At 64.3% G+C, this 22,856-nt stretch carries 27 protein-coding genes and 2 tRNA genes; 15 read left to right on the top strand and 14 right to left on the bottom strand.

Annotation, left to right across the window (positions count from 1 at the left end; all coding sequences use genetic code 11):
• Positions 1–16: 16 nt before the first annotated feature.
• Positions 17–994, top strand: a complete 978-nt coding sequence (locus HX774_RS15365; RefSeq protein WP_178828164.1) for a TerC family protein — start codon at positions 17–19, stop codon at positions 992–994.
• Between the two features lie 18 nt (positions 995–1,012).
• On the opposite strand, the gene HX774_RS15360 is transcribed toward HX774_RS15365, so the two are convergent.
• Positions 1,013–1,663, bottom strand: a complete 651-nt coding sequence (locus HX774_RS15360) for an alpha/beta hydrolase (protein ID WP_114816512.1) — start codon at positions 1,661–1,663, stop codon at positions 1,013–1,015.
• Positions 1,664–1,824: 161 nt separating this feature from the next.
• Between HX774_RS15360 and HX774_RS15355 the strand changes: the two genes are divergently transcribed.
• The 12 genes from HX774_RS15355 to HX774_RS15300 are packed head-to-tail and all read left to right on the top strand — an operon-like array spanning position 1,825 to position 11,415.
• Positions 1,825–2,295: an Rrf2 family transcriptional regulator gene (locus HX774_RS15355; protein ID WP_178828163.1), complete on the top strand. Its 471-nt coding sequence runs from the start codon at positions 1,825–1,827 to the stop codon at positions 2,293–2,295.
• A complete protein-coding gene (locus HX774_RS15350; protein WP_178828161.1) occupies positions 2,292–3,428 on the top strand; it encodes a cysteine desulfurase family protein in 1,137 nt (378 codons plus the stop codon). Before HX774_RS15355 ends, HX774_RS15350 begins: the two co-directional genes overlap by 4 nt.
• A gap of 3 nt (positions 3,429–3,431) precedes the next feature.
• Positions 3,432–4,898, top strand: a complete 1,467-nt coding sequence (gene sufB, locus HX774_RS15345) for a Fe-S cluster assembly protein SufB (RefSeq protein ID WP_114816509.1) — start codon at positions 3,432–3,434, stop codon at positions 4,896–4,898.
• Positions 4,895–5,137 (top strand): hypothetical protein, encoded by a 243-nt coding sequence (locus HX774_RS15340; protein ID WP_178828159.1) that lies wholly within the window; start codon positions 4,895–4,897, stop codon positions 5,135–5,137. Before sufB ends, HX774_RS15340 begins: the two co-directional genes overlap by 4 nt.
• Positions 5,137–5,886 carry a Fe-S cluster assembly ATPase SufC gene (sufC, locus tag HX774_RS15335; protein WP_178828157.1) on the top strand — a complete coding sequence of 250 codons (750 nt, stop codon included), beginning with the start codon at positions 5,137–5,139 and terminating at the stop codon, positions 5,884–5,886. Before HX774_RS15340 ends, sufC begins: the two co-directional genes overlap by 1 nt.
• Complete coding sequence (gene sufD / locus HX774_RS15330; RefSeq protein ID WP_178828156.1) at positions 5,883–6,905, top strand: Fe-S cluster assembly protein SufD; 1,023 nt, start codon at positions 5,883–5,885, stop codon at positions 6,903–6,905. Before sufC ends, sufD begins: the two co-directional genes overlap by 4 nt.
• Positions 6,884–8,137 (top strand): aminotransferase class V-fold PLP-dependent enzyme, encoded by a 1,254-nt coding sequence (locus tag HX774_RS15325; protein ID WP_178828154.1) that lies wholly within the window; start codon positions 6,884–6,886, stop codon positions 8,135–8,137. Before sufD ends, HX774_RS15325 begins: the two co-directional genes overlap by 22 nt.
• A 5-nt stretch (positions 8,138–8,142) precedes the next feature.
• Entirely contained in the window at positions 8,143–8,541 is a 399-nt protein-coding gene (locus HX774_RS15320; protein WP_114816506.1) for an SUF system Fe-S cluster assembly protein, read from the top strand.
• A 10-nt stretch (positions 8,542–8,551) separates the two neighbouring features.
• A complete protein-coding gene (locus tag HX774_RS15315) occupies positions 8,552–8,950 on the top strand; it encodes an iron-sulfur cluster assembly accessory protein (RefSeq protein WP_178828152.1) in 399 nt (132 codons plus the stop codon).
• Between the two features lies 1 nt (position 8,951).
• Positions 8,952–9,941: a methionine ABC transporter ATP-binding protein gene (locus tag HX774_RS15310; RefSeq protein ID WP_178828150.1), complete on the top strand. Its 990-nt coding sequence runs from the start codon at positions 8,952–8,954 to the stop codon at positions 9,939–9,941.
• Positions 9,941–10,597 carry a methionine ABC transporter permease gene (locus HX774_RS15305; protein WP_178828148.1) on the top strand — a complete coding sequence of 219 codons (657 nt, stop codon included), beginning with the start codon at positions 9,941–9,943 and terminating at the stop codon, positions 10,595–10,597. Before HX774_RS15310 ends, HX774_RS15305 begins: the two co-directional genes overlap by 1 nt.
• Before the next feature lie 14 nt (positions 10,598–10,611).
• Positions 10,612–11,415 carry a MetQ/NlpA family ABC transporter substrate-binding protein gene (locus HX774_RS15300; protein WP_178828146.1) on the top strand — a complete coding sequence of 268 codons (804 nt, stop codon included), beginning with the start codon at positions 10,612–10,614 and terminating at the stop codon, positions 11,413–11,415.
• A 4-nt stretch (positions 11,416–11,419) separates the two neighbouring features.
• Here HX774_RS15300 and HX774_RS15295 read toward each other — a convergent pair whose 3' ends face one another.
• The 10 genes from HX774_RS15295 to HX774_RS15250 all read right to left on the bottom strand — a co-directional run bounded on the left by HX774_RS15295 (position 11,420) and on the right by HX774_RS15250 (position 18,146).
• Positions 11,420–11,740 (bottom strand): YbjQ family protein, encoded by a 321-nt coding sequence (locus HX774_RS15295; protein ID WP_114816501.1) that lies wholly within the window; start codon positions 11,738–11,740, stop codon positions 11,420–11,422.
• A gap of 15 nt (positions 11,741–11,755) precedes the next feature.
• Positions 11,756–12,283, bottom strand: a complete 528-nt coding sequence (locus HX774_RS15290) for a dihydrofolate reductase (RefSeq protein WP_178828144.1) — start codon at positions 12,281–12,283, stop codon at positions 11,756–11,758.
• A gap of 51 nt (positions 12,284–12,334) precedes the next feature.
• The gene (locus HX774_RS15285) at positions 12,335–13,006 is read right to left on the bottom strand and encodes an aquaporin (protein ID WP_178828142.1); all 672 of its coding nucleotides are present in this window, start codon (positions 13,004–13,006) and stop codon (positions 12,335–12,337) included.
• A 90-nt stretch (positions 13,007–13,096) separates the two neighbouring features.
• Entirely contained in the window at positions 13,097–13,411 is a 315-nt protein-coding gene (locus HX774_RS15280; RefSeq protein ID WP_178828140.1) for a phosphoribosyl-ATP pyrophosphohydrolase, read from the bottom strand.
• Between the two features lie 455 nt (positions 13,412–13,866).
• Positions 13,867–14,049, bottom strand: coding sequence for a hypothetical protein (locus HX774_RS15275; protein ID WP_178828138.1), 183 nt, complete (start codon positions 14,047–14,049; stop codon positions 13,867–13,869).
• Positions 14,050–14,065: 16 nt separating this feature from the next.
• Positions 14,066–14,923, bottom strand: coding sequence for a thymidylate synthase (locus tag HX774_RS15270; RefSeq protein WP_178828136.1), 858 nt, complete (start codon positions 14,921–14,923; stop codon positions 14,066–14,068).
• 265 nt (positions 14,924–15,188) lie between these two features.
• Positions 15,189–16,136: an SH3 domain-containing protein gene (locus tag HX774_RS15265; protein ID WP_245945094.1), complete on the bottom strand. Its 948-nt coding sequence runs from the start codon at positions 16,134–16,136 to the stop codon at positions 15,189–15,191.
• A 74-nt stretch (positions 16,137–16,210) separates the two neighbouring features.
• Positions 16,211–17,365 (bottom strand): SH3 domain-containing protein, encoded by a 1,155-nt coding sequence (locus HX774_RS15260; protein ID WP_178828133.1) that lies wholly within the window; start codon positions 17,363–17,365, stop codon positions 16,211–16,213.
• 79 nt (positions 17,366–17,444) lie between these two features.
• Entirely contained in the window at positions 17,445–17,993 is a 549-nt protein-coding gene (locus tag HX774_RS15255) for a DUF924 family protein (protein ID WP_178828131.1), read from the bottom strand.
• Between the two features lie 76 nt (positions 17,994–18,069).
• Positions 18,070–18,146 (bottom strand) — tRNA-Pro (locus tag HX774_RS15250).
• 211 nt (positions 18,147–18,357) lie between these two features.
• Here HX774_RS15250 and HX774_RS15245 point away from each other — a divergent pair.
• A tRNA-Gln gene (locus HX774_RS15245) sits at positions 18,358–18,431 on the top strand.
• A gap of 177 nt (positions 18,432–18,608) precedes the next feature.
• Here HX774_RS15245 and HX774_RS15240 read toward each other — a convergent pair.
• Both HX774_RS15240 and HX774_RS15235 read right to left on the bottom strand, forming a co-directional pair.
• On the bottom strand, positions 18,609–20,168 hold the full coding sequence (locus tag HX774_RS15240) for a GNAT family N-acetyltransferase (RefSeq protein ID WP_178828129.1): 1,560 nt from the start codon (positions 20,166–20,168) through the stop codon (positions 18,609–18,611).
• 360 nt (positions 20,169–20,528) lie between these two features.
• Positions 20,529–20,873, bottom strand: a complete 345-nt coding sequence (locus HX774_RS15235) for a hypothetical protein (RefSeq protein ID WP_178828127.1) — start codon at positions 20,871–20,873, stop codon at positions 20,529–20,531.
• Between the two features lie 609 nt (positions 20,874–21,482).
• On the opposite strand from HX774_RS15235, the gene HX774_RS15230 reads away from it, so the two are divergent.
• A complete protein-coding gene (locus HX774_RS15230; protein WP_178828125.1) occupies positions 21,483–21,977 on the top strand; it encodes a hypothetical protein in 495 nt (164 codons plus the stop codon).
• Between the two features lie 135 nt (positions 21,978–22,112).
• Here HX774_RS15230 and HX774_RS15225 read toward each other — a convergent pair whose 3' ends face one another.
• Positions 22,113–22,844 carry a helix-turn-helix transcriptional regulator gene (locus HX774_RS15225; RefSeq protein WP_178828123.1) on the bottom strand — a complete coding sequence of 244 codons (732 nt, stop codon included), beginning with the start codon at positions 22,842–22,844 and terminating at the stop codon, positions 22,113–22,115.
• Positions 22,845–22,856: the final 12 nt, after the last annotated feature.

Here is a 22,856-nt window from a genome sequence, read left to right as displayed (position 1 = left end):
CCGGCGAAAGGCGCTGATGGAGTTGCTGGCGGTCGAGTGGATGGGCAAGCCTGCGTGGATGTGGGCGAGCTTTTTGTTGGTCGTGATCGCCTTGCTGACCTTCGACCTGGGCGTCCTGCACCGCAAGGCGCACGAGATCGGGGTGAGGGAAAGCCTGCTGCTGTCAGCCTTCTATATCGGCGTCGCCCTGTTGTTCGGAGCCTGGGTCTGGGCGCGGCTGGGGGCGGACAGCGGGCTGGACTACCTGACCGGCTTCGCCATCGAAAAAAGCCTGGCGATGGACAATGTCTTCGTCATCGCACTGATTTTCACCGCTTTCGGCATTCCACGCCTGCATCAGCACCGGGTGCTGTTCTGGGGCGTTCTGGGGGTCATCATCCTGAGGGCGGTGATGATCGCGGCCGGGGCGGCCCTGGTCAGCCGCTATGAGTGGGCGCTGTATGTCTTCGCCGCCTTCCTGATCTTCACCGGAGGTCGGATGATCGCAACCAGCCCCACGGAGGAGGCGGCGACAGGACAGGGTCTCGTCAAATGGCTGAGGCGGCATATGCCCGTGACGGAGACACTGCACGGCTCGAAGTTTTTCGTGCGAGAACCCAATGGGGCGGGGCGAATGATCTGGCACGCCACGCCTCTGTTCCTGGCCCTGGTGACGATCGAGTTCGCCGACGTGATCTTCGCCGTGGATTCGGTGCCGGCGATCTTCGCCGTCACGACCGACCCCTACATCGTCTACACGTCCAATATCTTCGCCATTCTGGGCCTGAGGGCGCTGTATTTCGCGCTGGCGGCGGTGATCCACCGCTTCGCCTATCTGAAGCAGGCGCTGGCGATCCTGCTGGTCTTCATCGGAGGGAAGGTCATCGCCGCGCCGCTGATGGGGCTGGAGAAGTTTCCGCCGGCGATCTCGCTCGGCGTGACGGCCGCCATCCTGATCGGGGGCGTCGTGTGGTCGCTGTGGAAGACCCGGGCCGAAACCCGGGTCGACACATAGCTCTGATCGGGGCCCCGATCAGGCCGGGTTTTCTTCCAGACGCTTGTCCAGATAGGCGCCGACGCGACGCTCGACCGCGCCGATGTGGTCCTGCCAGAAGTGGCTCGCGCCCTCTTCCAGTTCGTAGTCGATGACGATGCCCTTCTGGGTGCGCAGCTTGTTGACCACGCGCTCGACCTCGACCGGCGGCACGACGGTGTCGTTGGTGCCGTGCAGGAACAGGCCGGAGGCCGGGCAGGGGGCCAGGAAGCTGAAGTCGTACATGTTCGACGGCGGCGACACCGAGATGAAGCCGTCCGTCTCCGGGCGGCGCATCAGCAGCTGCATGCCGATATAGGCGCCGAACTGATAGCCGGCGACCCAGGTCTGGGTGGCGGCGGGGTTGTTCGCCTGCAGCCAGTCCAGAGCGGTGGCCGCGTCGGCCAGTTCGCCGATGCCGCTGTCGAACTCGCCCTGCGACTTGCCGACGCCGCGCGAGTTGTAGCGCAGGGTGGCGAAGCCACGCTGGACGAACAGCTGGTGCAGGGTCACAGCCACCGGGTTGTTCATGTGCCCGCCCGCCTTGGGGTGCGGATGCAGGATCAGGGCGATCGGCGCGTTCGGGCGCTTGCCGGGCGAATAGCGGCCTTCGATGCGGCCCGAGGCGCCGGGAAGAATGACTTCAGGCATGGATCAGCGGAATCCTGTCTTCAACTGTCGTTTCGCGGGCGGACAATACTTGACCAACGCAGTAGGACTTTCTAAGTCGAGCCAGCGTTGCGCACTTGTCTGCGAGGGCGCGGGTTCTAACACAAGAGCCCCGAAAAGCGTGAAATTTTTGAGGGCTTTCTATGCGCCTGTCGACAAAGGGACGATACGCCGTGATGGCGATGGCCGATCTGGCGCGCAATGGCGCGGACCGGGCGGTGTCTTTGGCCGAGATCGCGACGCGTCAGGAAATCTCGCTCAGCTACCTGGAGCAGCTGTTTGCGCGGCTGCGCAAAAGCGGTCTGGTCAAGAGTGTGCGCGGTCCCGGCGGCGGCTATCGCCTGGCGCGTGAGGCGCATGAGACGGCCGTGGCCGAGATCGTCCTTGCGGTCGATGAGCCGATCCGCGCCACCCGCTGCGTCGGCGCCGGGTCGCCCAAGGGCTGCATGATCAAAGGCGAACGCTGCATCACCCACCACCTGTGGGAAGACCTGGGGCAGGAGATCCACCGCTATCTCGCCAGCGTCAGTCTGGATGACGTGATCCAGAACCGCACGGGTCAGGCGCGCATGGGCGCGGCCCCCGCGGGTGTCGGCATGGAGGCGGCGGCGTGAGCATCTACCTCGACTACAACGCCTCGGGTCTGGTGCGGCCCGAGGTGCAGGAAATCATGGCCAAGGCCCTGGCCGACAACGGCAATCCGTCGGCGGTCCACGCCGCCGGACGCCGGGCGCGGGCGCGGGTCGAGACGGCGCGAGCCCAGGTGGCCGAACTGGTCGGGGCCGACCCGACCGCCGTGGTCTTCTCTTCTGGCGGGACGGAGGCCAACGCCCAGGCCATCGTCAGCGCGCTTGCGGCGGGTTGCGAGCGGCTGATCGTCGGCGCGACCGAGCATCCGTGCGTGGCCGAAGCCGCCGCTGCCAGCGGCGCGCCGGTCGAGGTGCTGCCGGTCGATGAAAACGGCGTGGTCGATCTGGTCTGGCTGGCCGAGGCGCTGGCGCGCCCGGGCCGGGCCGTGGTCGCCATCCACCATGCGAACAACGAAAGCGGCGTCATCCAGCCCATCGCCGAAGCGGCGGCTCTGGTGCGCGCGGCGGGCGGCTGGCTGCACGTCGACGCCATCCAGTCGGCGGGCAAGGTTCCGGTCGACATGCGGGTGCTGAATGCGGACAGCCTGACCCTGTCGGCGCACAAGCTGGGCGGACCGCAGGGCGTGGGCGCTCTGGTGCTCAGGGAAGGCGTGGCCGCAGTGCGCATCCTGCATGGCGCGGGTCAGGAGCGCGGCTTGCGCGCCGGGACTGAGAACGTGCCGGGCATCACCGGATTTGGATCAGCGGCGGATTGCGCCGCGCGCGATCTGGACGCGGCCATGGCGCACGCCGCATGGCGCGATGCGGCCGAGGCCAAGGTCAAGGCAGCGGGCGCAACCATCATCGGCGGCGCGGCTCCGCGTCTGCCCAACACCCTGTTCATGGCCGTCGAAGGCTGGGACAGCCCGCAGCAGTTGATCACCCTGGATCTGGTCGGGGTCATGGTATCGGCCGGCTCGGCCTGTTCGTCGGGGAAGGTCAAGCCGTCGAAGACGATCAGCGCCATGGGCCTGGATCATCTGGCGACCGGGGGCGTGCGTATCTCCGGGGGCTGGGGCACGAGGCAAGGCGACTGGGATCGGTTCGCCGAGGCCTGGATCACGGCCTGGAACAAGCATCAAGCGCGCCTGTCTGAGCGCGTGAAGGAAGTCGCGTAAGTCATGGCTGCTGTTAAGGAAACTGTCGATGCTGTCGCCGCTCTGGAAAAGTATGAGCACGGCTTCACCTCGGACATCGAAACGGAATATGCGCCGCGCGGCCTGAACGCCGACATCATCCGCTTCATCTCCGAGAAGAAGGGCGAGCCGGAATGGATGCTGGAATGGCGTCTGGCCGCCTATGAGCGCTGGCTGGCGATGGAAGAGCCGACCTGGGCCTCGGTGAAGTATGAGCCGGTCGACTATCAGGACCTGTTCTACTACGCCGCGCCCAAGCAGAAAGAGGGGCCCAAGTCGCTGGACGAGGTCGATCCCGAGCTGCTCGCCGTCTATGCCAAGCTGGGCATCCCGTTGGGCGAGCAGGCGGTGCTGGCCGGGGTCGAGGGCGCGCCGCGCTATGCCGTGGACGCCGTGTTCGACAGCGTCAGCGTGGTCACGACCTTCAAGGCCGAACTGGCCAAGGTCGGCGTGATTTTCATGCCAATTTCCGAGGCCTTGCGCGAATATCCTGATCTGGTGCGTCAGTATCTGGGGTCGGTCGTGCCGGTGTCGGACAACTATTTCGCGGCGCTGAACAGCGCGGTCTTTTCTGACGGCAGCTTCGTCTACATCCCGCCGGGCGTGCGCTGCCCGATGGAGTTGTCGACCTATTTCCGCATCAACGCCAGCCAGACCGGCCAGTTCGAGCGGACCCTGATCATCGCCGACAAGGGCAGCTACGTTTCCTATCTGGAAGGCTGCACCGCGCCGATGCGCGACGAGAACCAGCTGCACGCGGCGGTCGTGGAGATCGTGGCCCTGGACGATGCGGAAGTGAAATACTCGACGGTCCAGAACTGGTACCCCGGCGACGCCGAGGGCAAGGGCGGCATCTACAACTTCGTCACCAAGCGCGCCGACTGCCGCGGCGACCGCTCGAAGGTATCGTGGACCCAGGTCGAGACCGGCTCTGCCGTCACCTGGAAATACCCATCCTGCATCCTGAAGGGCGAGGAAAGCTCGGGCGAGTTCTACTCCATCGCCATCACCAATGGGCATCAGCAGGCCGACACCGGCACCAAGATGATCCACCTGGGCAAGAACTCGAAGTCGCGGATCATCGCCAAGGCGGTGTCGGCGGGCAAGTCGGACTCGACCTATCGCGGCCTGGTCTCGGTGCATCCCAAGGCGACGGGCGTGCGCAATTTCACCCAGTGCGACAGCCTGCTGATTGGCAAGGAGTGCGGCTCCCACACCATCCCCTATATCGAGGCCCGCAACGGCTCGGCCCAGCTGGAGCACGAGGCGACGACGACCCGCCTGTCGGAAGACCAGCTCTTCTACGCCCAGCAGCGCGGCCTGTCGGAGGAAGAGGCCGTGGCCCTGCTGGTCAACGGCTTCGTCCGCGACGTGATGCAGAAGCTGCCGATGGAGTTCGCCGTCGAGGCGCAGAAGCTGGTGGCGATCAGCCTTGAGGGGAGCGTGGGGTGAGCGACCAAAATATCGAGTTGCTCATCGCATCTCCGCCAGATCGCGACTTCCTGACTTGCGAGCTATCTGTCGGCGATGAGGTCATGGCTGAGGTTCGAATTGAGCCGATAGGCCTCGCAATTGAAATCTATCCCAAGTCTGGCGGCCAAGCTTGGGACATCCCTTACGACGGACTGATGGATGCGCTCGTCAAAGCCAAGACGATCCTTTCCGAAGTCGATACCAGCGTGAAATACTGATGCTTTCTATCAACAACCTCCACGTCTCGGTCGCTGACAAGCCGATCCTCAAGGGCCTGACGCTCGAAGTGCCGGCGGGCGAAGTCCATGCCGTCATGGGACCGAATGGGGCCGGCAAGTCGACGCTGGGCTACAGCCTGTCGGGCCGTCCCGGCTATGAGGTCACGGCCGGTTCCGCCTCGTGGAACGGTCAGGACCTGCTGGACCTGGCCCCCGCCGAGCGTGCGGCCAAGGGCGTATTCCTATCCTTCCAGTATCCGATGGAGATCCCCGGCGTGCCGGCCATGACCTTCATCCGCACGGCGCTGAACGCCCAGAAGCGCGCGCGCGGCGAGGAAGAGGTCTCGGCCCCCGCCTTCCTGAAGCAGGTCAAGGCGGCGTCGCAGGCGCTGAAGATGGACTTCGACATGCTGAAGCGGCCGCTGAACGTCGGCTTCTCAGGCGGCGAGAAGAAGCGGATGGAGATCCTCCAGATGGCCCTGCTGGAGCCGTCGCTGCTGATCCTGGACGAGACGGACTCCGGCCTCGACATCGATGCGCTGCGCATCGTGTCGGAGGGGGTGAACGCCCTGCGCCGCGCCGACCGCTCCATGCTGGTCATCACCCACTATCAGCGCCTGCTGGACTACATCAAACCGGACAAGGTGCATGTGCTGGCCGCCGGTCGCATCGTCGCCTCGGGCGGGCCTGAACTGGCGCTGGAGCTGGAGGCGGAAGGGTACGACAAGTTCCTGCCGACCGCGGCATGAGTGCGGCGCCGCAGATCGACCTGACCAATGCCGAGACCTTTCCCTCGCGGCGCACGGAAGAGTGGAAATACAGCGACCTGAAGCGCTGGCTTCGCGAGGCGCCTGAGCCGTCCGGCACGGCGCTGGTCGGGGCGCCGGGGCCGTTCTACGACCTGGGCGGAGAGGCCATCGTCTTCGCCAACGGGCGCCCGGTCGGCGTCACCGATTTCATCGCCTCGGGCGTGCAGACCCTGCGTCTGCGCTTCATTTCCGACGCGGTCGGCACCGGCCACACGGCGGCGGCGCGGATCGTCGCTCGCCCCGGCGCGCGCCTGCTGCTGCTGGAAACGCACGAGGGCACGGGCTCGGCCTATGTCGCTCACAACAAGGTCGAGATCGACGTGGCCCGCGACGCCGAGGTCACGCGTATCGTTCTGATCGAGGAGCCCGAGAACGCTATCTCGGTGGTCAACGCCGAGGTGCGGCTGGAGGCCGGCGGTCGCTATCGCCAGACCGTGGTCACGACCGGCGCCAAGCTGCAACGCATCGAGACGCAGCTGAGCCACGGAGCCGAGCGCGCAGACGCCCGTCTGGACGGTCTCTATCTGTTGAAGGGGTCGCGCCATGCGGACCTGACGACCGTGGTCGATCACCGCGCCGCCGACGGCACGACCAGCCAACTGACCAAGGGCGTCGTTCACGACACGGCGCGCGGCGTGTTTCAGGGCAAGATCATCGTCGAGCGGGGGGCTGACGGCACCGACGCCCGCATGGCCCACAACGCCCTGATCACGTCCGAGCGCGGCGAGATCGACGCTAAGCCCGAGCTGATCATCTATGCCGACGACGTGCAGTGCGCCCACGGCAATACGGTCGGGACGCTGGACGAGAGCGCGCTCTTCTACATCCAGCAGCGCGGTATTCCGGCCGATGAGGCCCGCGCCCTGCTGGTCCAGGCCTTCCTGTTCGAGGTCATCGACCGCATCGAGGATGAGGCGGCGAAGGAGGTTGTGCGCGCATGGCTGACGGCCAAACTCTGAAAGGCGTGTCTGTGAGACCCTTTGATCCCTACGCCGCGCGGGCGCAGTTCCCGATCCTGTCGCGACAGGTGAACGGCAAGCCGCTGGTCTATCTGGACAACGCCGCCTCGGCGCAGAAACCGCGTGCGGTGATCGACGCCATGGTCGCGTCGATGGAGGGCAGCTACGCCAACGTCCACCGGGGTCTGCATACCCTGTCGAACGAGGCGACCGAAGCGTTTGAGGCGGCGCGCGAGATCGTCGCCCGCTTCCTGAACGCGCCATCGGGCGAGAACATCGTCTGGACCAAGGGCGGGACCGAGGCGATCAATCTGGTCGCCAACGGCATCGGCCTGAGCATCGAGCCGGGCGACGAGATCATCGTCACCGAGATGGAGCACCACTCCAACATCGTGCCGTGGCACCTGCTGCGCGAGCGCAAGGGCGCGGTGCTGAAATGGGCGCCGATCAAGGACGACGGCTCGCTCGACATGGAAGCCTTCGCCGAACTGCTGGGGCCTAGGACCAAGATCGTCGCCGTCACCCACATGTCGAACGTGTTGGGCACCATCAACCCGATTACCGAGATCACCCGCCTGACCCATGCGGCCGGGGCGCGGGTGCTGGTCGACGGCTGCCAGGGCGCGGTCCATGCGACCCCGGACGTTCAGGCGGTCGGCTGCGACTGGTACGTCATCACCGGCCACAAGCTGTTCGGACCGACCGGCGTCGGCGCTTTGTACGGCACGACCGAGGCTCTGGAGAGCCTACCGCCCTATCAGGGCGGGGGCGAGATGATCGAGACGGTCGACAAGGAGCGCGTGACCTACGCGCCGCCGCCGCATCGGTTCGAAGCCGGCACGCCGCCGATCCTGGAGGCTATTGGTCTGGGCGCGGCGCTGGAATGGCTGACGGGCTTTGACCAGCAAGCCGTGGCGGCGCACGAGATGGCGCTCTATGACCACGCGCGGGCGCGACTGGCCGACGCCGGCTGGTTGCGGGTGCTGGGCGAGGCCGAAGGGAAGGGCGCGCTGCTGACCTTCTCCGTCGAGGGCGCCCACGCCCATGACGTGGCCCAGATCATGGACCGTTACGGCGTGGCCGTGCGGGCCGGTCTGCACTGCGCCGAACCGCTGGCGAAAAGACTGGGCGTGACCTCAAGCACGCGCGCCTCCTTCGCCCTATATAACACCGTGGAGGATACAGACGCCTTCGTGGATGCGCTGATCAAGGCGCGGAACTTCTTCGTGTGATGAGTATGGACGCCAAGACCGACAACGCCATCAGCGACAGCGACGCCTTCGCCGCGACCTGGGACGAGCCGCAGAAGAGCGCCTTGTCGCAGGCTGAGCTGGACAAGCTGACCGACGACCTGATCGAGGCGCTGAAGACGGTGTACGACCCGGAAATCCCGGTCGACATCTATGAGCTGGGCCTGATCTACAAGGTTGATGTCTCCGACGACCGCGACGTCCTGATCGAGATGACGCTGACGGCGCCGGGCTGTCCCGTGGCCGGCGAAATGCCCGGCTGGGTCGAGGATGCAGTGAAGAAGGTCGAGGGGGTGAAGTCCGCGCGGGCCAACCTGGTGTTCGACCCGCCGTGGGACTCCTCCAAGATGAGCGACGAGGCCAAACTGGCCCTGAACATGTTCTAGGGATGCGTCGATGACCGAGCTTCAGACCGCCGCCCGACCTCGCCGGCCCCGGCCCAAGGCCGTGACCCTGACCGACGCCGCCGCCGCGCGCGTGCGCGAGATCATGACCAACGCGGAGAAGGATTACGTCGGCCTGCGGGTGGGCGTGAAGAACGGCGGCTGCGCCGGGCAGGAATACACCTTCGCCTATGCCGAGCAGATCGAATCACTGGACGAGGTGGTTGAAGACAAGGGCGTCACCATCCTGATCGAGCCCAAGGCCGTGCTGTTCCTGATCGGCTCGGAGATCGATTACGAGACGACCAAGCTGGCGTCCAAGTTCGTGTTCCGCAATCCGAACGAGACGGACGCCTGCGGCTGCGGCGAGAGCGTGACCATCATCCCCGCCGCCGCCCTGGACGCCGACTAGAATGATCCGACTGGAGGGTGTGACCCGGCGCTATCGCAGCGCGGCGGGCGAGCGTACGGCGCTGGACGCCGTGGATCTGACCATCGGGCGCGGCGAGGTGTTTGGGGTGGTCGGGCGCTCGGGCGCTGGGAAGTCGACCCTGATCCGCGCCATCAACCGGCTGGAAACGCCCGATGCAGGCCGCATCTTCGTCGACGACCAGGAGATCACGGCGCTGAAGCCCGCCGAGCTGCGCGCCGCGCGGCGGCTAATGGGCATGATCTTCCAGCATTTCAACTTGCTGAACGCCAAGACCATCGAGGACAATGTCGCCTTTCCCCTGAGGCTGGAGGGACGGCCCGAGGCCGAGGTGAAGGCGCGCACGGCCGAGCTGCTGGAACAGTTGGGTCTGGCGGAACACGCGAAGAAGCATCCGTCTCAACTGTCGGGCGGCCAGAAGCAGCGCGTCGGCATCGCCCGCGCCCTGGCCTGTGGTCCCAGCGTCCTGCTGTGCGACGAGGCGACCAGCGCCCTGGACCCGGAGACGACCGAGGACATCCTGACCCTGCTGGACGGGTTGAACCGCGACCTGGGTCTGACCATCGTTCTGATCACCCATCAAATGGAGGTGGTGCGCCGCGTCTGCGACCGGGTGGCGGTGCTGAAGGACGGCAAGATCGTGGAGCAGGGCGCGACCGCTGACGTGTTCCTGCATCCGCAGCATCCGGTAACCCGCGCCATGCTGGCCGAGGGTGAGGAGGCATTTGACGCTTCGGTCGTGCCGGTGGGGTCGCGTCTGGCCAGACTGACCTTCCGCGGTTCTTCGACCTATGAGCCGGAACTGAGCCGCGTCGCGCGGACGGTCGGCGTGGACTATTCGATCCTGTCGGGCCGCATCAGCCGCATCCGGGGCGAGCCCTATGGCCAGCTGGTCGTGGCCTTCACCGGCGGCGACGCCGAGGCGGCGGTGGCGCAACTGACGGCGCGCGGCGTCATGGTGGAGGCGGCCTGATGTTCGATAATGTCGATTGGGCCGAGATCGGCCGCGCGACCGTGGACACCCTGCTGATGCTGGGCGGATCATTGGTGCTGACCGTGATCTTCGGCATACCGCTGGGCGTTCTGCTCTATCTGTCGGGCAAGGGGCGGCTGGCCTCGAACCCTGTGCTGAACGCCGTGCTGTCGCTGATCGTCAATGTGCTGCGTTCGGTGCCCTTCATCATCCTGCTGATCGTCATGCTGCCGGTGACGGTGCTGCTGGTCGGCACCTCGCTGGGCGTGGCCGGGGCTATTCCGCCGCTGGTCGTGGGCGCTGCGCCCTTCTACGCGCGGCTGGTCGAGACGGCCCTGCGCGAAGTGGACAAGGGCGTGGTCGAGGCGACCCAGGCCATGGGCGGCTCCACCTTCCAGATCGTGACGCGGGCCCTGCTGCCCGAGGCTATGCCTGGCATCATCGCTGGGGCCACGGTCACAGCCATCGCCCTGGTCAGCTACACCGCCATGGCGGGCGTGGTCGGGGCGGGCGGTCTGGGCGACCTGGCCGTGCGCTTCGGCTATCAGCGGTTCCAGACCGACGTCATGGTCGTGACCGTAGTTCTGCTGCTGGTTCTCGTACAAATTCTGCAGATGATCGGCGACCGTCTGGTCGCTAAGGTCTCGCACCGTTGAGTTAGAGAGACGCCATGATCCGCCGTTCGCTTCTGCTATCCGCCGCCGCTGTCCTGATGCTCGCCGCGTGCGGGCAGGGGGCGGAAAAGAAGGCGGGCGCCGCCCCGCTGCTGGTCGGAGCCACGGCCGTGCCGCACGCCGAAATCCTGGAGGTGGTGAAGCCGATCCTGGCCGTCGAGGGCGTGCCGATCGAGATCAAGGTCTTCAACGATTACGTTCAGCCGAACGTGCAACTGTCTGAAAAACGGCTGGATGTGAACTATTTCCAGACCAAGCCCTATCTGGACGAGTTCAATATCGCGCGTGGCGCCGACCTCTTGACGGTCGCAGGCGTCCACGTGGAGCCGCTCGGCATCTACTCCAAAAAGCACACGACCCTGGCGGCGATTCCGAACGGGGCGCAGGTGGTGCTGCCGAACGACGCGTCCAACACCGGGCGGGCGCTGCTGCTGCTGCAAGGCGCGGGCCTGATCACGCTGCGTGATCCGTCCAATTCGCTTCAGACCGTGCGCGACATCGCGACCAACCCCAAGGGTCTGAAGTTCCAGGAGGTCGAGGCCGCCACCATTCCGCGCATCCTGCCTCAGGTCGATGCGGCGGTGATCAACACCAACTATGCGCTGGACGCCGGGTTGAAGCCGAAGACGGACGCCCTGTCGCTGGAAGGCGCCGACAGCCCCTACGTCAACTATCTGGTGGCGCGCCCGGACAACCAGAACGACCCGCGCGTTCAGGCTCTGGCAAACGCCCTGCGCAGCCAGGCGGTCAAGGACTTCATCGCCAAAAAGTACGACGGCGCGGTCATCCCCGCCGCCTGATCCGTCAGGCCGGTTCGACCACCACGGCGGTGCCATAGGCCAGGACTTCGGTCACGCCAGGCATGATCTCATTGGCGTCATAGCGCATGGCCAGGATGGCGTTGGCGCCCATGTCACGCGCATGGGCGACCAGTTCGTCATAGGCTTCCTGACGCGCGGCCTCGGCCAGCTTCACATAGGCCCCGACGCGCCCGCCGATCATCGACTGCACCCCGCCGATGGCGTCCGAGATGACGTTGCGCGAGCGCACGGTGACGCCGCGCACCATGCCGATATGGCGGACGATGCGATGGCCGGTCAGGTCGTTGGTGGTGGCGACGATCATGGTCGGGTCTCCGGTTCAGCGGCGGTCAAGGGTGCGGAAGGTAAAGGCGTGGTCGTCCTTCTCTCCGGCGGGATGGGGCTCGGACGCGACCTCGATGAAGGCGGTTTCGTCAAAGGCGGGGAAGTGGGCGTCGCCCTCGGGCTCGGCCTCGACCTCGGTGATGTAGAGCCGCTGGGCGCGGGGCAGGGCCATTTCGAACAGGGCGGTGCCGCCGATGATGCAGACCTCATCCACGCCGTCCTCGGCGGCGGTCTCGCGCGCGATGGACAGGGCCTCGCCCAGGTTGGAGCAGACCAACGCGCCCCTGGACATGCCTTCGGTCTCGTAGGACCCATCCTTGGTCAGGACGATGTTCAGACGGCCGGGCAAGGGCTTGAGCGGCAGACTCTCCCAGGTCTTGCGGCCCATGATGCAGGGCTTGCCGACGGTGATGGCCTTGAAGCGTTGCAGGTCTGACCGCAGCCGCCAGGGCAGGTCGCCTTTGTGGCCGATGACGCCGTTACGGGCGCGGGCGACGACAAGGGCGATCTTGGGAACAGACACTGGCGAACTCCGAAAGGTGGGGACGGCTGAACACCGTCCCCTAGACCGGACTTAGGCCTCTGGCTCCAACAGTTTCAAGCGGAAGAAGAGCGCGCCGATCACAGCGCCGACAGCCGGGGCGACGAAAAAGACCCAGACCTGGCTCAGGGCCTGGCCGCCGACCAGCAGGGCCGGGCCGAAGCTGCGGGCCGGATTGACCGAGACGCCCGTCACCTGGATGCCGACGATGTGGATGACGGCCAGGGTGATGCCGATGGCGACACCGGCGAAGGCGCCGTGCCCCTTGGCCCCCGTCACGCCCAGGATGGCGATGATGAAGATGGCCGTGGCCACGACCTCGAAGATCAGGGCCGCGTGCAGGCCATACCCGCCCGGCGACCCGGCGTCGAAGCCGTTCTGCCCCAGGCTGGCGAAGCCGGTCTTGGCGATCAGGCCGAGGATGGCCGCGCCGATGACGGCCCCGATGAACTGGGCGATCCAGTAGATCAGCATGTCCTTGGCGCTCATCCGTCCGGCGACGAAGACGCCCAAGCTGACCGCCGGATTGACGTGACAGCCCGACACCGGCCCGATGCCATAGGCCATGGCGATGATAGCGAAGCCAAAGGCCAGGGCGATGCCCAGTTGCCCCACATGATCGAACCCGCCCAGCACGGCGGCCCCGCACCCGAACAGCACCAGCACCATCGTCCCGACCAGTTCGGCCGCAAACTTCTTCAACATGACAACCCTCCCGTTTCATGCCCCGCATCAACGCGGATCAGGGGAGGGTGCGCCGAGTCTCTGGCGCTCGCCAGACGGCGTTACGGGAGTTTACGCTTCGGTCTTGAGCGCTTCAGGCTCAAGCCACTTCAGCCATTTGCGCTGCATGGCGGCCTCAATGTCGATCCCGGCGCGCTCGCAGTAGATGAGCAACATCCCCAGGACATCCGCGGCTTCGTCGGCCAGGGCCTCGGCATCGGGCTTGCCGCGCGCGCGACCTGAAAGGTTCAGGTGCTCCTTGGTCAGTTCGCCGAGTTCTTCCTGCAGCTTGAGCAGGGCCCAGTCGCGGTCGCGGTCGATGGAATGCTCGCGCGCATAGATGTCGGAGATTTTTGTTGTAGATTCTAATAAATATTTAATATTCACTGAATTACTTGTCTAACCAAAGCAAAATTTAGACGACTTTTTCATTAGTTCCGAAAGCTCTTTGTACGTTTCAGATGAAGATCGAGCATCTTCAAATGTATCTCGTACGTACTTTTCTTTCCAGTTTCGCTCTAGGCATTCCAAAATTTGGTGTTCAAGTGATTGAATGGAGCGCCCGCGAAGAATTCGGAATTCGTTTATAAGAGTGGCGCATCTCTCGTAGTGATTGAGTATATCGACAAGTTTATGCTTGTAGGGCGCGGCCCTTTTTATCCCGTGGAGCTCTGACCATTTTTCGTCGATTTGTTCAGACAGCTTTGTGCATAACTGAAATTCGGCCACGCGCGATGACCGGACAAAGGCAAGCATCGCGAGGAAAAATGAAAACGCCGATAAAACGGGCGCAATAAGTGCAGGCCAGTTAGTAGCTGCCGGCGCTCCTACTGTGATGCTGATCACTTCTTCGTCGGCGGCTTGACGGTATGAGAGGAGGTGGAAACACTGCGGGTGTTGCCGCGCGGGCCTGACGTGCTCTCATTAATTTTGACCGCGCGATCCATGCCCGTGGAGGGCTTGGTATTCGGAGTAGTCGAAGGCCTGCCATTAGAAACTGGCGGCTTTCCATTGTTCGTGGTCATGGCCCCTCCTACAATTTTACACTGCAACCTTTGCCTTAATGTGTGGCCAAGCCTGGTATTTTTCAAGGACGAAGTCCGACAGCTCAAAGGCGAACAGGTCGGCTTTCGGCGCGACGGTCAGGGTCGGCAGGGGCAGAGGCTGGCGGGTCAGTTGCAGCTCGGCCTGCTCCAGATGGTTCAGATACAGATGGGCGTCGCCGAAGGTGTGGACGAAATCGCCGGGCTCCAGCCCCAAGACCTGGGCCAGCATTAGGGTCAGCAGGGCATAGGAGGCGATGTTGAACGGCACGCCGAGGAAGACGTCGGCGCTGCGCTGATACAGCTGGCAGCTCAGCTTTCCGTCCGCGACGAAGAACTGGAACAGGCAATGGCAGGGCGGCAGTGCCATGTCGTCCACGTCCGCCGGGTTCCAGGCGCTGACGATATGGCGGCGGCTGTTGGGATTGGTCTTGAGACCGTGGATCAGCTTCTGAATCTGGTCGATGCTCTGGCCGTTTGGCGCGGCCCAGGAGCGCCACTGCTTGCCATAGACGGGGCCCAGGTCGCCGTTCGCGTCCGCCCATTCGTCCCAGATGCCGACGCCGTTGTCCTTAAGCCAGCCAATATTGGTGTCGCCGCGCAGGAACCACAGCAGCTCGATGAAGATCGAGCGCGTGTGCAGCTTCTTGGTGGTCAGAAGCGGAAACCCCTTCGACAGGTCGAAGCGGATCTGGCGACCGAAGACGCCGAGCGTGCCGGTGCCGGTGCGGTCGTCGCGGCGCACGCCGTTGTCGAGGATGTCGCGCAGCAGGTTGAGATACTGCCACTCGGAGTGATCGGCCGGGGCCGCCCCGCTGCGGGTTTCCAGATCGGCGAGGGCGAGAGCGGCGGTCATGGGGAGGGAGGATGCCTCTGATTCGTGTCGCTGGGCAGACGTCCGATTCGCTTGCTCACAGAAAAGTCGGGTTCCTTATCCCCGCTCATCCCGGCGGACGCCGGGATCCAGTCCTTTGGCTGCATCCAGGTCATTTCGGCTCTGTGTGCAGTGGCTCTTACTGGATCCCGGCGTCCGCCGGGATGAGCGGTCGTGAGAGGGCGACAGAAAAGCGCCCGCCGATGGGATCGGCGGGCGCTCTTCCATTTGGTCGGTTCGGCCGGGATCAGCGACCGGGAGCCAGACGCTCGTTCAGCACCCAGCCGAGGTTGTCGTTGTCGTCGAGCACCTCCCACCAGACGCCGTCCCGGTTGCCGGTCGGATAGAGTCGCAGGCCCGCGGGCAGGGCGCGCACGACCGAGCCGCCGTTCGGGCGCGAGCGCAGGGTGGCGGCCTGCTGGACCGTATAGGTCTGGACCGGGGCTTCCTGAGCCGGCGAGCCGCCCTCCAGCCCGCCCATCTGCATGACCATGTCGGTATAGGCCTGGATGAAGGCCTGCGACACGATGCGGCCGATCTCGGTGTTCTCGTAGCTGCCGCCGCCGAGAGCGCCCGCGCCGAAGCCGCCGGCGCCCAGACCCCAGCTCATGTCGCTCTTGGAGGCGTAGCCCTCGGCCACAGCGGCGGTTTCAGAGGTGCGGACGTTGGTCAGGGACAGGACCGTATTGGCCTCCATCCGGCGTGTGCGCAGACCGCCGACGATGGCGCCGGCGCGTCCGCCGATGGCGGCGCCAGCCAGGCCGGCCAGGGCGCTGCCGCCCGAGTTCGCGTTCTGGCTGGCGATCTCGCCGACCAGGACGAAGTCCGCCGCCCGCACCTGGCCGCCGCCGACATTGGAGCCGCGTTGAAGGTCGCCGCCGGAAGCCAGTTCACGCTCGCGCTGGGCGACGCTCATGCCCATGCCGCGGTCGACCAGGGTGAAGCAGCCCGAACGCTGGATCACCACGCGCAGCAGGCTTTGCGGCGGCGAAAGCTGCAGCTCGCGCCAATAGTCGGACTGGCCGTCGGCCAGCGTAACCGTGCCCAGGCTACGGGCGCAGCGCGGGATCTGCGCCATCTGCGCGTCCTGGGTGCGTTGCGCGCCGCTGCGACGCGCCTGGGCTTCAGACGCGGTCGGCAGGACGGAGGCGGCCATGAGCGCGGCCAGGGCAGGGGCCATCATACGGATATTCAAGGAAAAAACTCCTGGTAGATTCAGGCGCTGCCGCTCTCATGCGAGAGGGCAGGACGGTGTTCAGTGCTTGGTGTTCAGTCTTCGGTCGCCAGGCGATCGCGCTGGAGCCAGCCGACATTGTCGTCGGCGTCCAGAACCTCGACCCAGTCGCCGTCCTGGGCGCCCGTCGGGAAGACGGTGTCTTCAGCCGCCATGGTGCGAACGACATCGCCGTCTGGCGCGCTGCGCAGGACCGACGCCCTGGCCAGGGTGTAGCGCGTGACGGCGGGACGCGCGGAGCTGCGCTGTTCCTGACCTCCACGGGCCGGGCGAGCGGCCTTGGCTTCTTGCGCAGCCGCCTCGACGCGGAGCGCTTCGCGGTTGGCGAGGGTGACTTCCGGGACAGTCGACCCCGTGCCGCCCAGGCTGGTCACGAGGTCGGCGTAGCCGCGCACGAAGGCCAGGGCCAGGGTCTTGCCCTCGTCCTCGGTCTCATAGCCGGCGCCGACACGGCCGCCGAAATGATTGTCGCGGATGCGCAGACGGCGCCAATCGTCCTTGTTGGCGACGGCGCGGGTGTAGCCGACCGTCTCGGCCAGGGGCACGCTGGACAGGGAAAAGACGACCTGGGCGTCTTCCTTGCCCTTGGCGAGGTCCTTCTTCAGGTCCTTGATGGCGTCAACCGTGCGATTGCTCAGCGCCTGATCCAGCTGATTGCCGGCGACGTTGGCGCCTGCGGAGAGCATCTGGGCCATGCCGGCGCCCATATCGGCCCCTTGGCCCTGGGTGACCGCCGCGACGCCGGCTTGCAGCAGCAAGCGCCCGCCGCTGGAAGCCAGCGACCCGAGCAGCCCGCGACCGCTGTCGCCGCTGTCCGCCTCGATCGGATTGGCCAGTTCGGCGACTAGGACGAAATCCGCAGTGCGGATGCGTCCGGCGGCGCCCAGACCGCGCTCGCGCTCAACCACGTCCATGCCCGGACCGCGTTCGATCAAGGTAAAGCAGCCGGATTCGCGGATCAGATAACGCAGCAGCTCGGACGGCGCGCCCACGCCCAATTGACTGAACAGGGCGCTCTGAGTGTCGGCGATCGTCACCGTGCCCAGGTTTTGCGTGCAACGCGGCGTCTCGTTGATCACCGAAGCGTCCGCGTTATTGCTGCGGCGACCGAAGATCTGCGCTTCGGCCGGCGTCGTCAGCATGACGGTCAAGGCGGCGACAGCGGTCAGGCCGCGTGCAAAATGAGGCATGATTCTGGCTTATGGTTGTTGAAAAAGCCTCATTTCTCTAGCTTTGCCATACGGAAACTTCAACCGTCGTTACGACGGTTTAGCCAGCAAACCCGCCGGATTTCAAAAAGATCGCTTCCTCCGCCGTTGTTTCGCGGCCGAGGCAGGCGTTGCGATGCGGGTAGCGTCCGAAACGGGCGATGATGTCGCGATGGATGACGGCGAACTTGAAGGTCTCGGGTGCCTCGGCCTCATCCAGCAGGGTCAGAAGCTCATCCTGATCCGCCAGCGATTCGGAGTGCATCAGCGGCATCAGGATGAAGGGGCGCAGCTCGCCAGCCATCCCTCGGTCATGGCCCGCCGCAATCGCCGCCTTGGCGAACAACAGGGCCAACGGGTCGGTGGCGAACATATGGGCGGTGTCGCGGAAGGCGTTTCGCGGCAGTTGGTCCAGCAGGAGGATGAGGGCCAGCGCGCCTTCAGGCGTCTTGGCCCAGGCGTCGAGCTCTCGGCGGGCGGCGGCGAAATGCGTGTCGCGGCATCGCGCAGTGAAGGCCGCATCAAAGGCGGCGTCCTTGGCGAACCACTTTTCGGGTCCGGCTTCGATCCAGAAAGCGACGACGTCAGCGGGTGCAATCAGCGTGTTCATGCCGCCGAGCTTAGCTCGCGCGCGAACAAATGCACGGCCCCGCGAGGGGGAAATCATCTGATGATGTAAGGAAAAATGGTCGGAGTGAGAGGATTCGAACCTCCGACCCCTGCGTCCCGAACGCAGTGCTCTACCAGACTGAGCCACACTCCGACATTTTACCCGACGCAGGCTAGAGGCCGTTGTTGCGCCGAGGAGGGGGCTTATAGCCACGTGTTTCGGACCTCGCAAGCGGCGAATTTGTGGTTTTTAAAAAGTCGCCGCTCGATGAAAATTCTTTTGTTTTCAGTGTTGCATCCCCGAAAAGCTTGGCGTATCTCACCGCTCCTCGCCGCAACGAACTGCGGCGGCGCACTGGTCCTGCTGGGGAATGGTGTAATGGTAACACTACGGTTTTTGGTACCGTCATTCTAGGTTCGAGTCCTAGTTCCCCAGCCATTGCTTTTGTTTAAGCAATCGCCCTTTAGGGCCACACACCCTGACAACCTAAGTTACCGTCCGGTTTACAGGCGCAATATTCGTTCGCTGCCGTCGGCTTTGCTCAAATTGAGCGACAATACCGTCATTTGAACGTTCGACGGTCACGGACACGGCATTGTTGGTCAGCCGCGACCTTCAAGACCTTGCGGTCGCACGGACGATTTCTGATTGAGGAACGCCCCATACAGGCGGGGCAGGGCGCATCCAGACAGGTATCTGCTCGCCTTGAGCCGACAATGGCTTGGCGATGGTGAGCGCCCTTGGAGCAGAAAGGGCGAGTTGCAGGATCAGCCGCTCGGCCTCTTCATTCTTCGGCTGCAAGCGGAGGACTTCGCGACAAGCATTGCGCGCCGCAACCTCATCCCCCAGGGCGTGCAGCGAATGCGCCAGCTTCAGCCAGGCGTTTTCGCCCGCAGGCTCGACCGCCACTGAGCGGGAGAACAGCCGCGCGGCCTCGGTGTGATCGCCCTGCGTCGCCAACAAGCGGCCCAGGCGGTAAAGCGTCAACGCATCGTCCGGCTGCATGGCCAGGATTTGGCGATAAGCTCGCTCGGCGACGGCGATCTCGTCCTTCTTGTCGAATTCGAACGCTTTGTCGCGCATGGCCTCCAGACCGCGCGGGTCCGGCACGCCGCCCAGGTTGCGACCGTTTCTGGTCGTCACGGAACAGGCCTTCAATCGCCGTTCCTGCGGGCCGAACAGGTACTTATAGGGCTCGTCGCCTCGCAGGAAATCATAGGTGGCGTACCCCTGGGCGATGGCGTGGCGGATGCTGTAGGCATGCAATAGGTAGCCTCCAGGCGCCTCGTCATAGGTCTCGTCCCGACCGGCGATGAAGAAGAGCATCGTCTTCTTGGCGGCGTCGACCAGGATCGCCAAGGCCGCCACCGGACGCCCCCTATGCCGAAACACTGGCAGGAACAGGGTCCCGTTCTGTGCGCAACGCATCAGCATGGCGCGATTATGTTGGGCGATGTCATCGGTTCTGGCGCCCTTGCGATGCGCCCATTTGGTCTTCCAGAAGCCAAGCAGAATGTCGATGTCGCGGGCAAAGGTTTCGTCGTTGGACGCGGTGATGTCGTACTCCTCGCCCGCCTCGACCTTGCGCAGCCAGCGGCGAATCTTTTGCCTGTTGTTGGCGCTCAGTTTCGTCAGATAGGCGTCCCAATCAGACGGCAAGGCGACAAACGGGCAAACGCCGACGTCCGTATTCGTGATCTTGTCGAGATACTCGATATCCTCGTGGACGAAACGAAGCGGGTCAAAAGCCGCCAAAAAGAGCCGGCGGCGCCTGTCGGACATCCACAAGTTGCTCATGATCAGCTTGGTCCAGCTGAGCTTTTTTCGCAGAAAATCAGTGAAGGCTGAAACCGCTTCTGCCTCGAAATCGGGATGGGTCAGAACGCCCGCGTGGTCGGAAAATCCGCTGCCGGCCAGATAGACCACGTTGAAGAAGCCTCGCGCCTTGTCAAAATGCACTCGCATCCGCAGGGGCAGGAAGGCGACATAGCGATCATCCGCCTGGGTCGGCTTGGCCGCCAGCACCAGCCAGACTGTCTGGCGCACCGCCAGCCAGTCCGCGATCCAGCCCCATGACATGAAAAAACTCGCCTCGGGGTCGGCCGCATAGGCGGCGTCCCAGTCGTCGCGTACGCTCCTGAGCGCACCGAAATCCTCGATGACGTAGACGTTCATCGCACAACCCCTTGCAGCTCAGCCGTGCGACCAACGGGGCCGTGATCGCTTTGGTTCCAGCTGGAGGAACTCCGTTACGCTTTAATTTCGCATAATATATCTTAGACGATAAATATCTACTCCATCCTAGTGCTCACTCTTGTGTGTGCCGGATCATAATTGTTGGGCAAATTGATTGTTGTCTTCGTTCTCGCTCAGAGTTCCTGACACGAACGGTTCAAAGTTGATGGCCAGCTGAGTTTACCCGAGTCTGATCGTGCCATCGTACCCGTTGGCCAAGCCACTGCCCCATCTCGACTTTATGTCTCAAGCGCTCTCCCCCGCCCTTGCAGGCTTGGCCTCTGGCCCTCGGCGCGCGTGCTAGAGTGGACGGCCTTTGTAGTACTCAAGAACTAGCTCTCCGTCTGAGCGGAGCTCACCGACCTCTGGCCAGTCGCGGTCGAAGATCAGCTGCACCGTTCGCAGCTTGTCGTGAGAGTCGCACAGATCTTGCCAGCCCTCCGGGAAGGCGAAGGCCTCCCTCGATTCCGCCACGAGGCAGAGGATCAACTCCTCGCCGTAACTGGCGTTACCTTCGAGATGCCTCAACGCTTCCACGAGCTCGTTGAGTTCGAAGAGACCGTATCGCGCATAGAGCCAATGCAGCATGACTTGGCGGTCACCGATCTGCATCAGGTGGCGATACCAGTGATAGTCCCGCGGCATTGCTTGAATGCCCGCGAATCTTGACCGAGCGATGTTCGGTAAATAGCCCGCGCAAATCGACGGGATGTTTCAATGATTAGAACTATTTGCGGTGCGACCGCCGCTTTGGCGCTGTTGGCTTTCGCCGGCGCGAGCCAGGCTCAAGTCGTTTCAAGCGTAAGCGTTACGACGAGCCCCGCCGACCCGACGAGCAAGCTGGTATTGCGGGATGCTCAGCCCTGTGTGAGCTTGACAGACGAGGCTCGCAACATCGCGAGCGTGCAGGTGCCCGTCTACATTGTCGCCTGGCCCGTCCTGCGAACCCTGGGTGATCTTCCATATCGTGTGTTCTAGGTCTGACAGGTATTGCGGAAGGCGGCGATCGTCTGGGGTCTCGGGCGACGCCTACGGCGAACTGACTGGCCCGAACGCCGTGGCGGCGTTTTCGACCTAGCGGTCAGCGCTAGCCTGAACGCCTCCACTCCACGCAGCCAGTCAACGCGCTCGGTGTGCAGAGCTGGCAATATTATACACCGTTCAAAATTGACTTGTGATGGGGGGATGCAGCTGAGATGGTAGCTTCGACGACCTCGATCACGTGCTCGAAATTTGGCGACAAGGACAGCGGACATGAAAAAGACTTCAGCTCTCATCGCATTCACGGCGCTGCTGGCGGCTTGCGGATCGCAAGCCGACTCTAAGGCTCCCGAGACGAGCGAGACCGCCCCCGCGACGACATCGGCGCAACAGACCCCATCGACTGAGCCCGTTTCGGCCGCGGAAGAAGAAGCCGCTCGCAGAGGTTCTTCGTCGCAGGCGGCCTTCCCCGTCGGCTATCGCGGCGCCTGGGACTACAGCGAGAACGGTTGCGCCAAGGACGAAAGCGGTACTCGCTTCGTCATCACGGCCAACGAGATCAAGGGCTACGAGGACACCTCCAAACTGGTGGCGCTGGAGACCCTGGAAGGCGAGGGTGACGCCATCCGCGTGGTTCTGGAGAACCAGTCGTCGGACGGCGACAAGACGATCGTCCAAATCCTGCGACTGTCTCCCGTGGCCGGCATTTCGCTGCGCATCGAACAGGACGGCAAGACGGTTCGCGCTAACCGTTGCGACCCCGTGTGATAGCCGCCTTCGCCATGACCGCGCCGTCCATGCCCGTCCAGCGATGCTGGCTGGCGCTCGTCGGCGCGGAACAGTGAAAACCTTGGCCTATTTCCATGCCGCTTGAGGGCGACGGGGATAGCGAAACAGGGGGGGTCATTTTGGAAAATGGGCGAATCCGTCAGACGTCACCAGATCCAGTTCCGCGCGGTATCGGACATAGTCAGGATGGTTGGCTTCGATGCGTCCAAACGCGATCTCAGTTTCCGCCTTCAGTCGAAGCATGACGAAGGGCGCGGCGGCGGGGATCAGCTGTGATCCATGGCCGACCATCAGGGTCGTCAGGATGCCGTAGAGGGCGCCCTGGATCGTTGGGCGGCCCAAGACGGCCAGACGATACTGGCCCTCCACATTGGTCACCAGGTAGATGTGACCGGACAGATGAGGCAGCGACACCTTTCCGCTCTGCGAGAAAGAACTGTCCAGACGCTCGGCCTCTGAAAACACCAGGCAGCCCTGCTCTGCATCCCACTGGATGATCGTCACATAGGCAAAGATATCGCCCGGCGTTCCGAAAGACGGCCGCAGCGTCAGATAACGCCCCTCCAGCCACCGCACCGCATTCTGGGAATAGGCGCCCAGATTGTCCGGCGAGGCGACGAGCGGATCGGCTGGCGAAGCCGCCGGAATCTTCTGCAGCGGAACGCCCAAGGCCTGTTCAAGTCGGATCACTGTGGCCAGGGTGAAGGCGCGACGCCCGGACAGGGCCTTTTCCAGCGTCGAGATGCTGACCCTGGCCATATCCGCCAGGGCCTGGCGAGACAGTCGCCGCCGCGCCAGCTCTTCGCGAACGCGGCGGGCGATCATCTGCGCGTCAGCGTCGTTCATAGGCTCACATCC

The sequence above is a fragment of the Brevundimonas sp. P7753 genome (genome assembly GCF_013386595.1).
Taxonomy (GTDB): Bacteria; Pseudomonadota; Alphaproteobacteria; order Caulobacterales; family Caulobacteraceae; genus Brevundimonas; species Brevundimonas bullata.
The sequence above is the reverse complement of the archived record's forward strand: the minus strand, read 5'-3'. Positions and strand labels throughout refer to the sequence as shown.

Coding starts and splice junctions, on each gene's coding strand:
- HX774_RS15235 (WP_178828127.1), bottom strand. CDS start 20,873: ATGCCGCGGGACTATCACTGGTATCGCCACCTGATGCAGATCGGTGAC.
- HX774_RS15355 (WP_178828163.1), top strand. CDS start 1,825: ATGCGCCTGTCGACAAAGGGACGATACGCCGTGATGGCGATGGCCGAT.
- HX774_RS15315 (WP_178828152.1), top strand. CDS start 8,552: ATGACCGAGCTTCAGACCGCCGCCCGACCTCGCCGGCCCCGGCCCAAG.
- HX774_RS15360 (WP_114816512.1), bottom strand. CDS start 1,663: ATGCCTGAAGTCATTCTTCCCGGCGCCTCGGGCCGCATCGAAGGCCGC.
- sufC (WP_178828157.1), top strand. CDS start 5,137: ATGCTTTCTATCAACAACCTCCACGTCTCGGTCGCTGACAAGCCGATC.
- sufB (WP_114816509.1), top strand. CDS start 3,432: ATGGCTGCTGTTAAGGAAACTGTCGATGCTGTCGCCGCTCTGGAAAAG.
- HX774_RS15320 (WP_114816506.1), top strand. CDS start 8,143: ATGGACGCCAAGACCGACAACGCCATCAGCGACAGCGACGCCTTCGCC.
- HX774_RS15275 (WP_178828138.1), bottom strand. CDS start 14,049: ATGACCACGAACAATGGAAAGCCGCCAGTTTCTAATGGCAGGCCTTCG.
- HX774_RS15270 (WP_178828136.1), bottom strand. CDS start 14,923: ATGACCGCCGCTCTCGCCCTCGCCGATCTGGAAACCCGCAGCGGGGCG.
- HX774_RS15285 (WP_178828142.1), bottom strand. CDS start 13,006: ATGTTGAAGAAGTTTGCGGCCGAACTGGTCGGGACGATGGTGCTGGTG.
- HX774_RS15230 (WP_178828125.1), top strand. CDS start 21,483: ATGAAAAAGACTTCAGCTCTCATCGCATTCACGGCGCTGCTGGCGGCT.
- HX774_RS15300 (WP_178828146.1), top strand. CDS start 10,612: ATGATCCGCCGTTCGCTTCTGCTATCCGCCGCCGCTGTCCTGATGCTC.
- HX774_RS15225 (WP_178828123.1), bottom strand. CDS start 22,844: ATGAACGACGCTGACGCGCAGATGATCGCCCGCCGCGTTCGCGAAGAG.
- HX774_RS15295 (WP_114816501.1), bottom strand. CDS start 11,740: ATGATCGTCGCCACCACCAACGACCTGACCGGCCATCGCATCGTCCGC.
- HX774_RS15365 (WP_178828164.1), top strand. CDS start 17: ATGGAGTTGCTGGCGGTCGAGTGGATGGGCAAGCCTGCGTGGATGTGG.
- HX774_RS15305 (WP_178828148.1), top strand. CDS start 9,941: ATGTTCGATAATGTCGATTGGGCCGAGATCGGCCGCGCGACCGTGGAC.
- HX774_RS15310 (WP_178828150.1), top strand. CDS start 8,952: ATGATCCGACTGGAGGGTGTGACCCGGCGCTATCGCAGCGCGGCGGGC.
- HX774_RS15325 (WP_178828154.1), top strand. CDS start 6,884: ATGGCTGACGGCCAAACTCTGAAAGGCGTGTCTGTGAGACCCTTTGAT.
- HX774_RS15255 (WP_178828131.1), bottom strand. CDS start 17,993: ATGAACACGCTGATTGCACCCGCTGACGTCGTCGCTTTCTGGATCGAA.
- HX774_RS15260 (WP_178828133.1), bottom strand. CDS start 17,365: ATGCCTCATTTTGCACGCGGCCTGACCGCTGTCGCCGCCTTGACCGTC.
- HX774_RS15240 (WP_178828129.1), bottom strand. CDS start 20,168: ATGAACGTCTACGTCATCGAGGATTTCGGTGCGCTCAGGAGCGTACGC.
- sufD (WP_178828156.1), top strand. CDS start 5,883: ATGAGTGCGGCGCCGCAGATCGACCTGACCAATGCCGAGACCTTTCCC.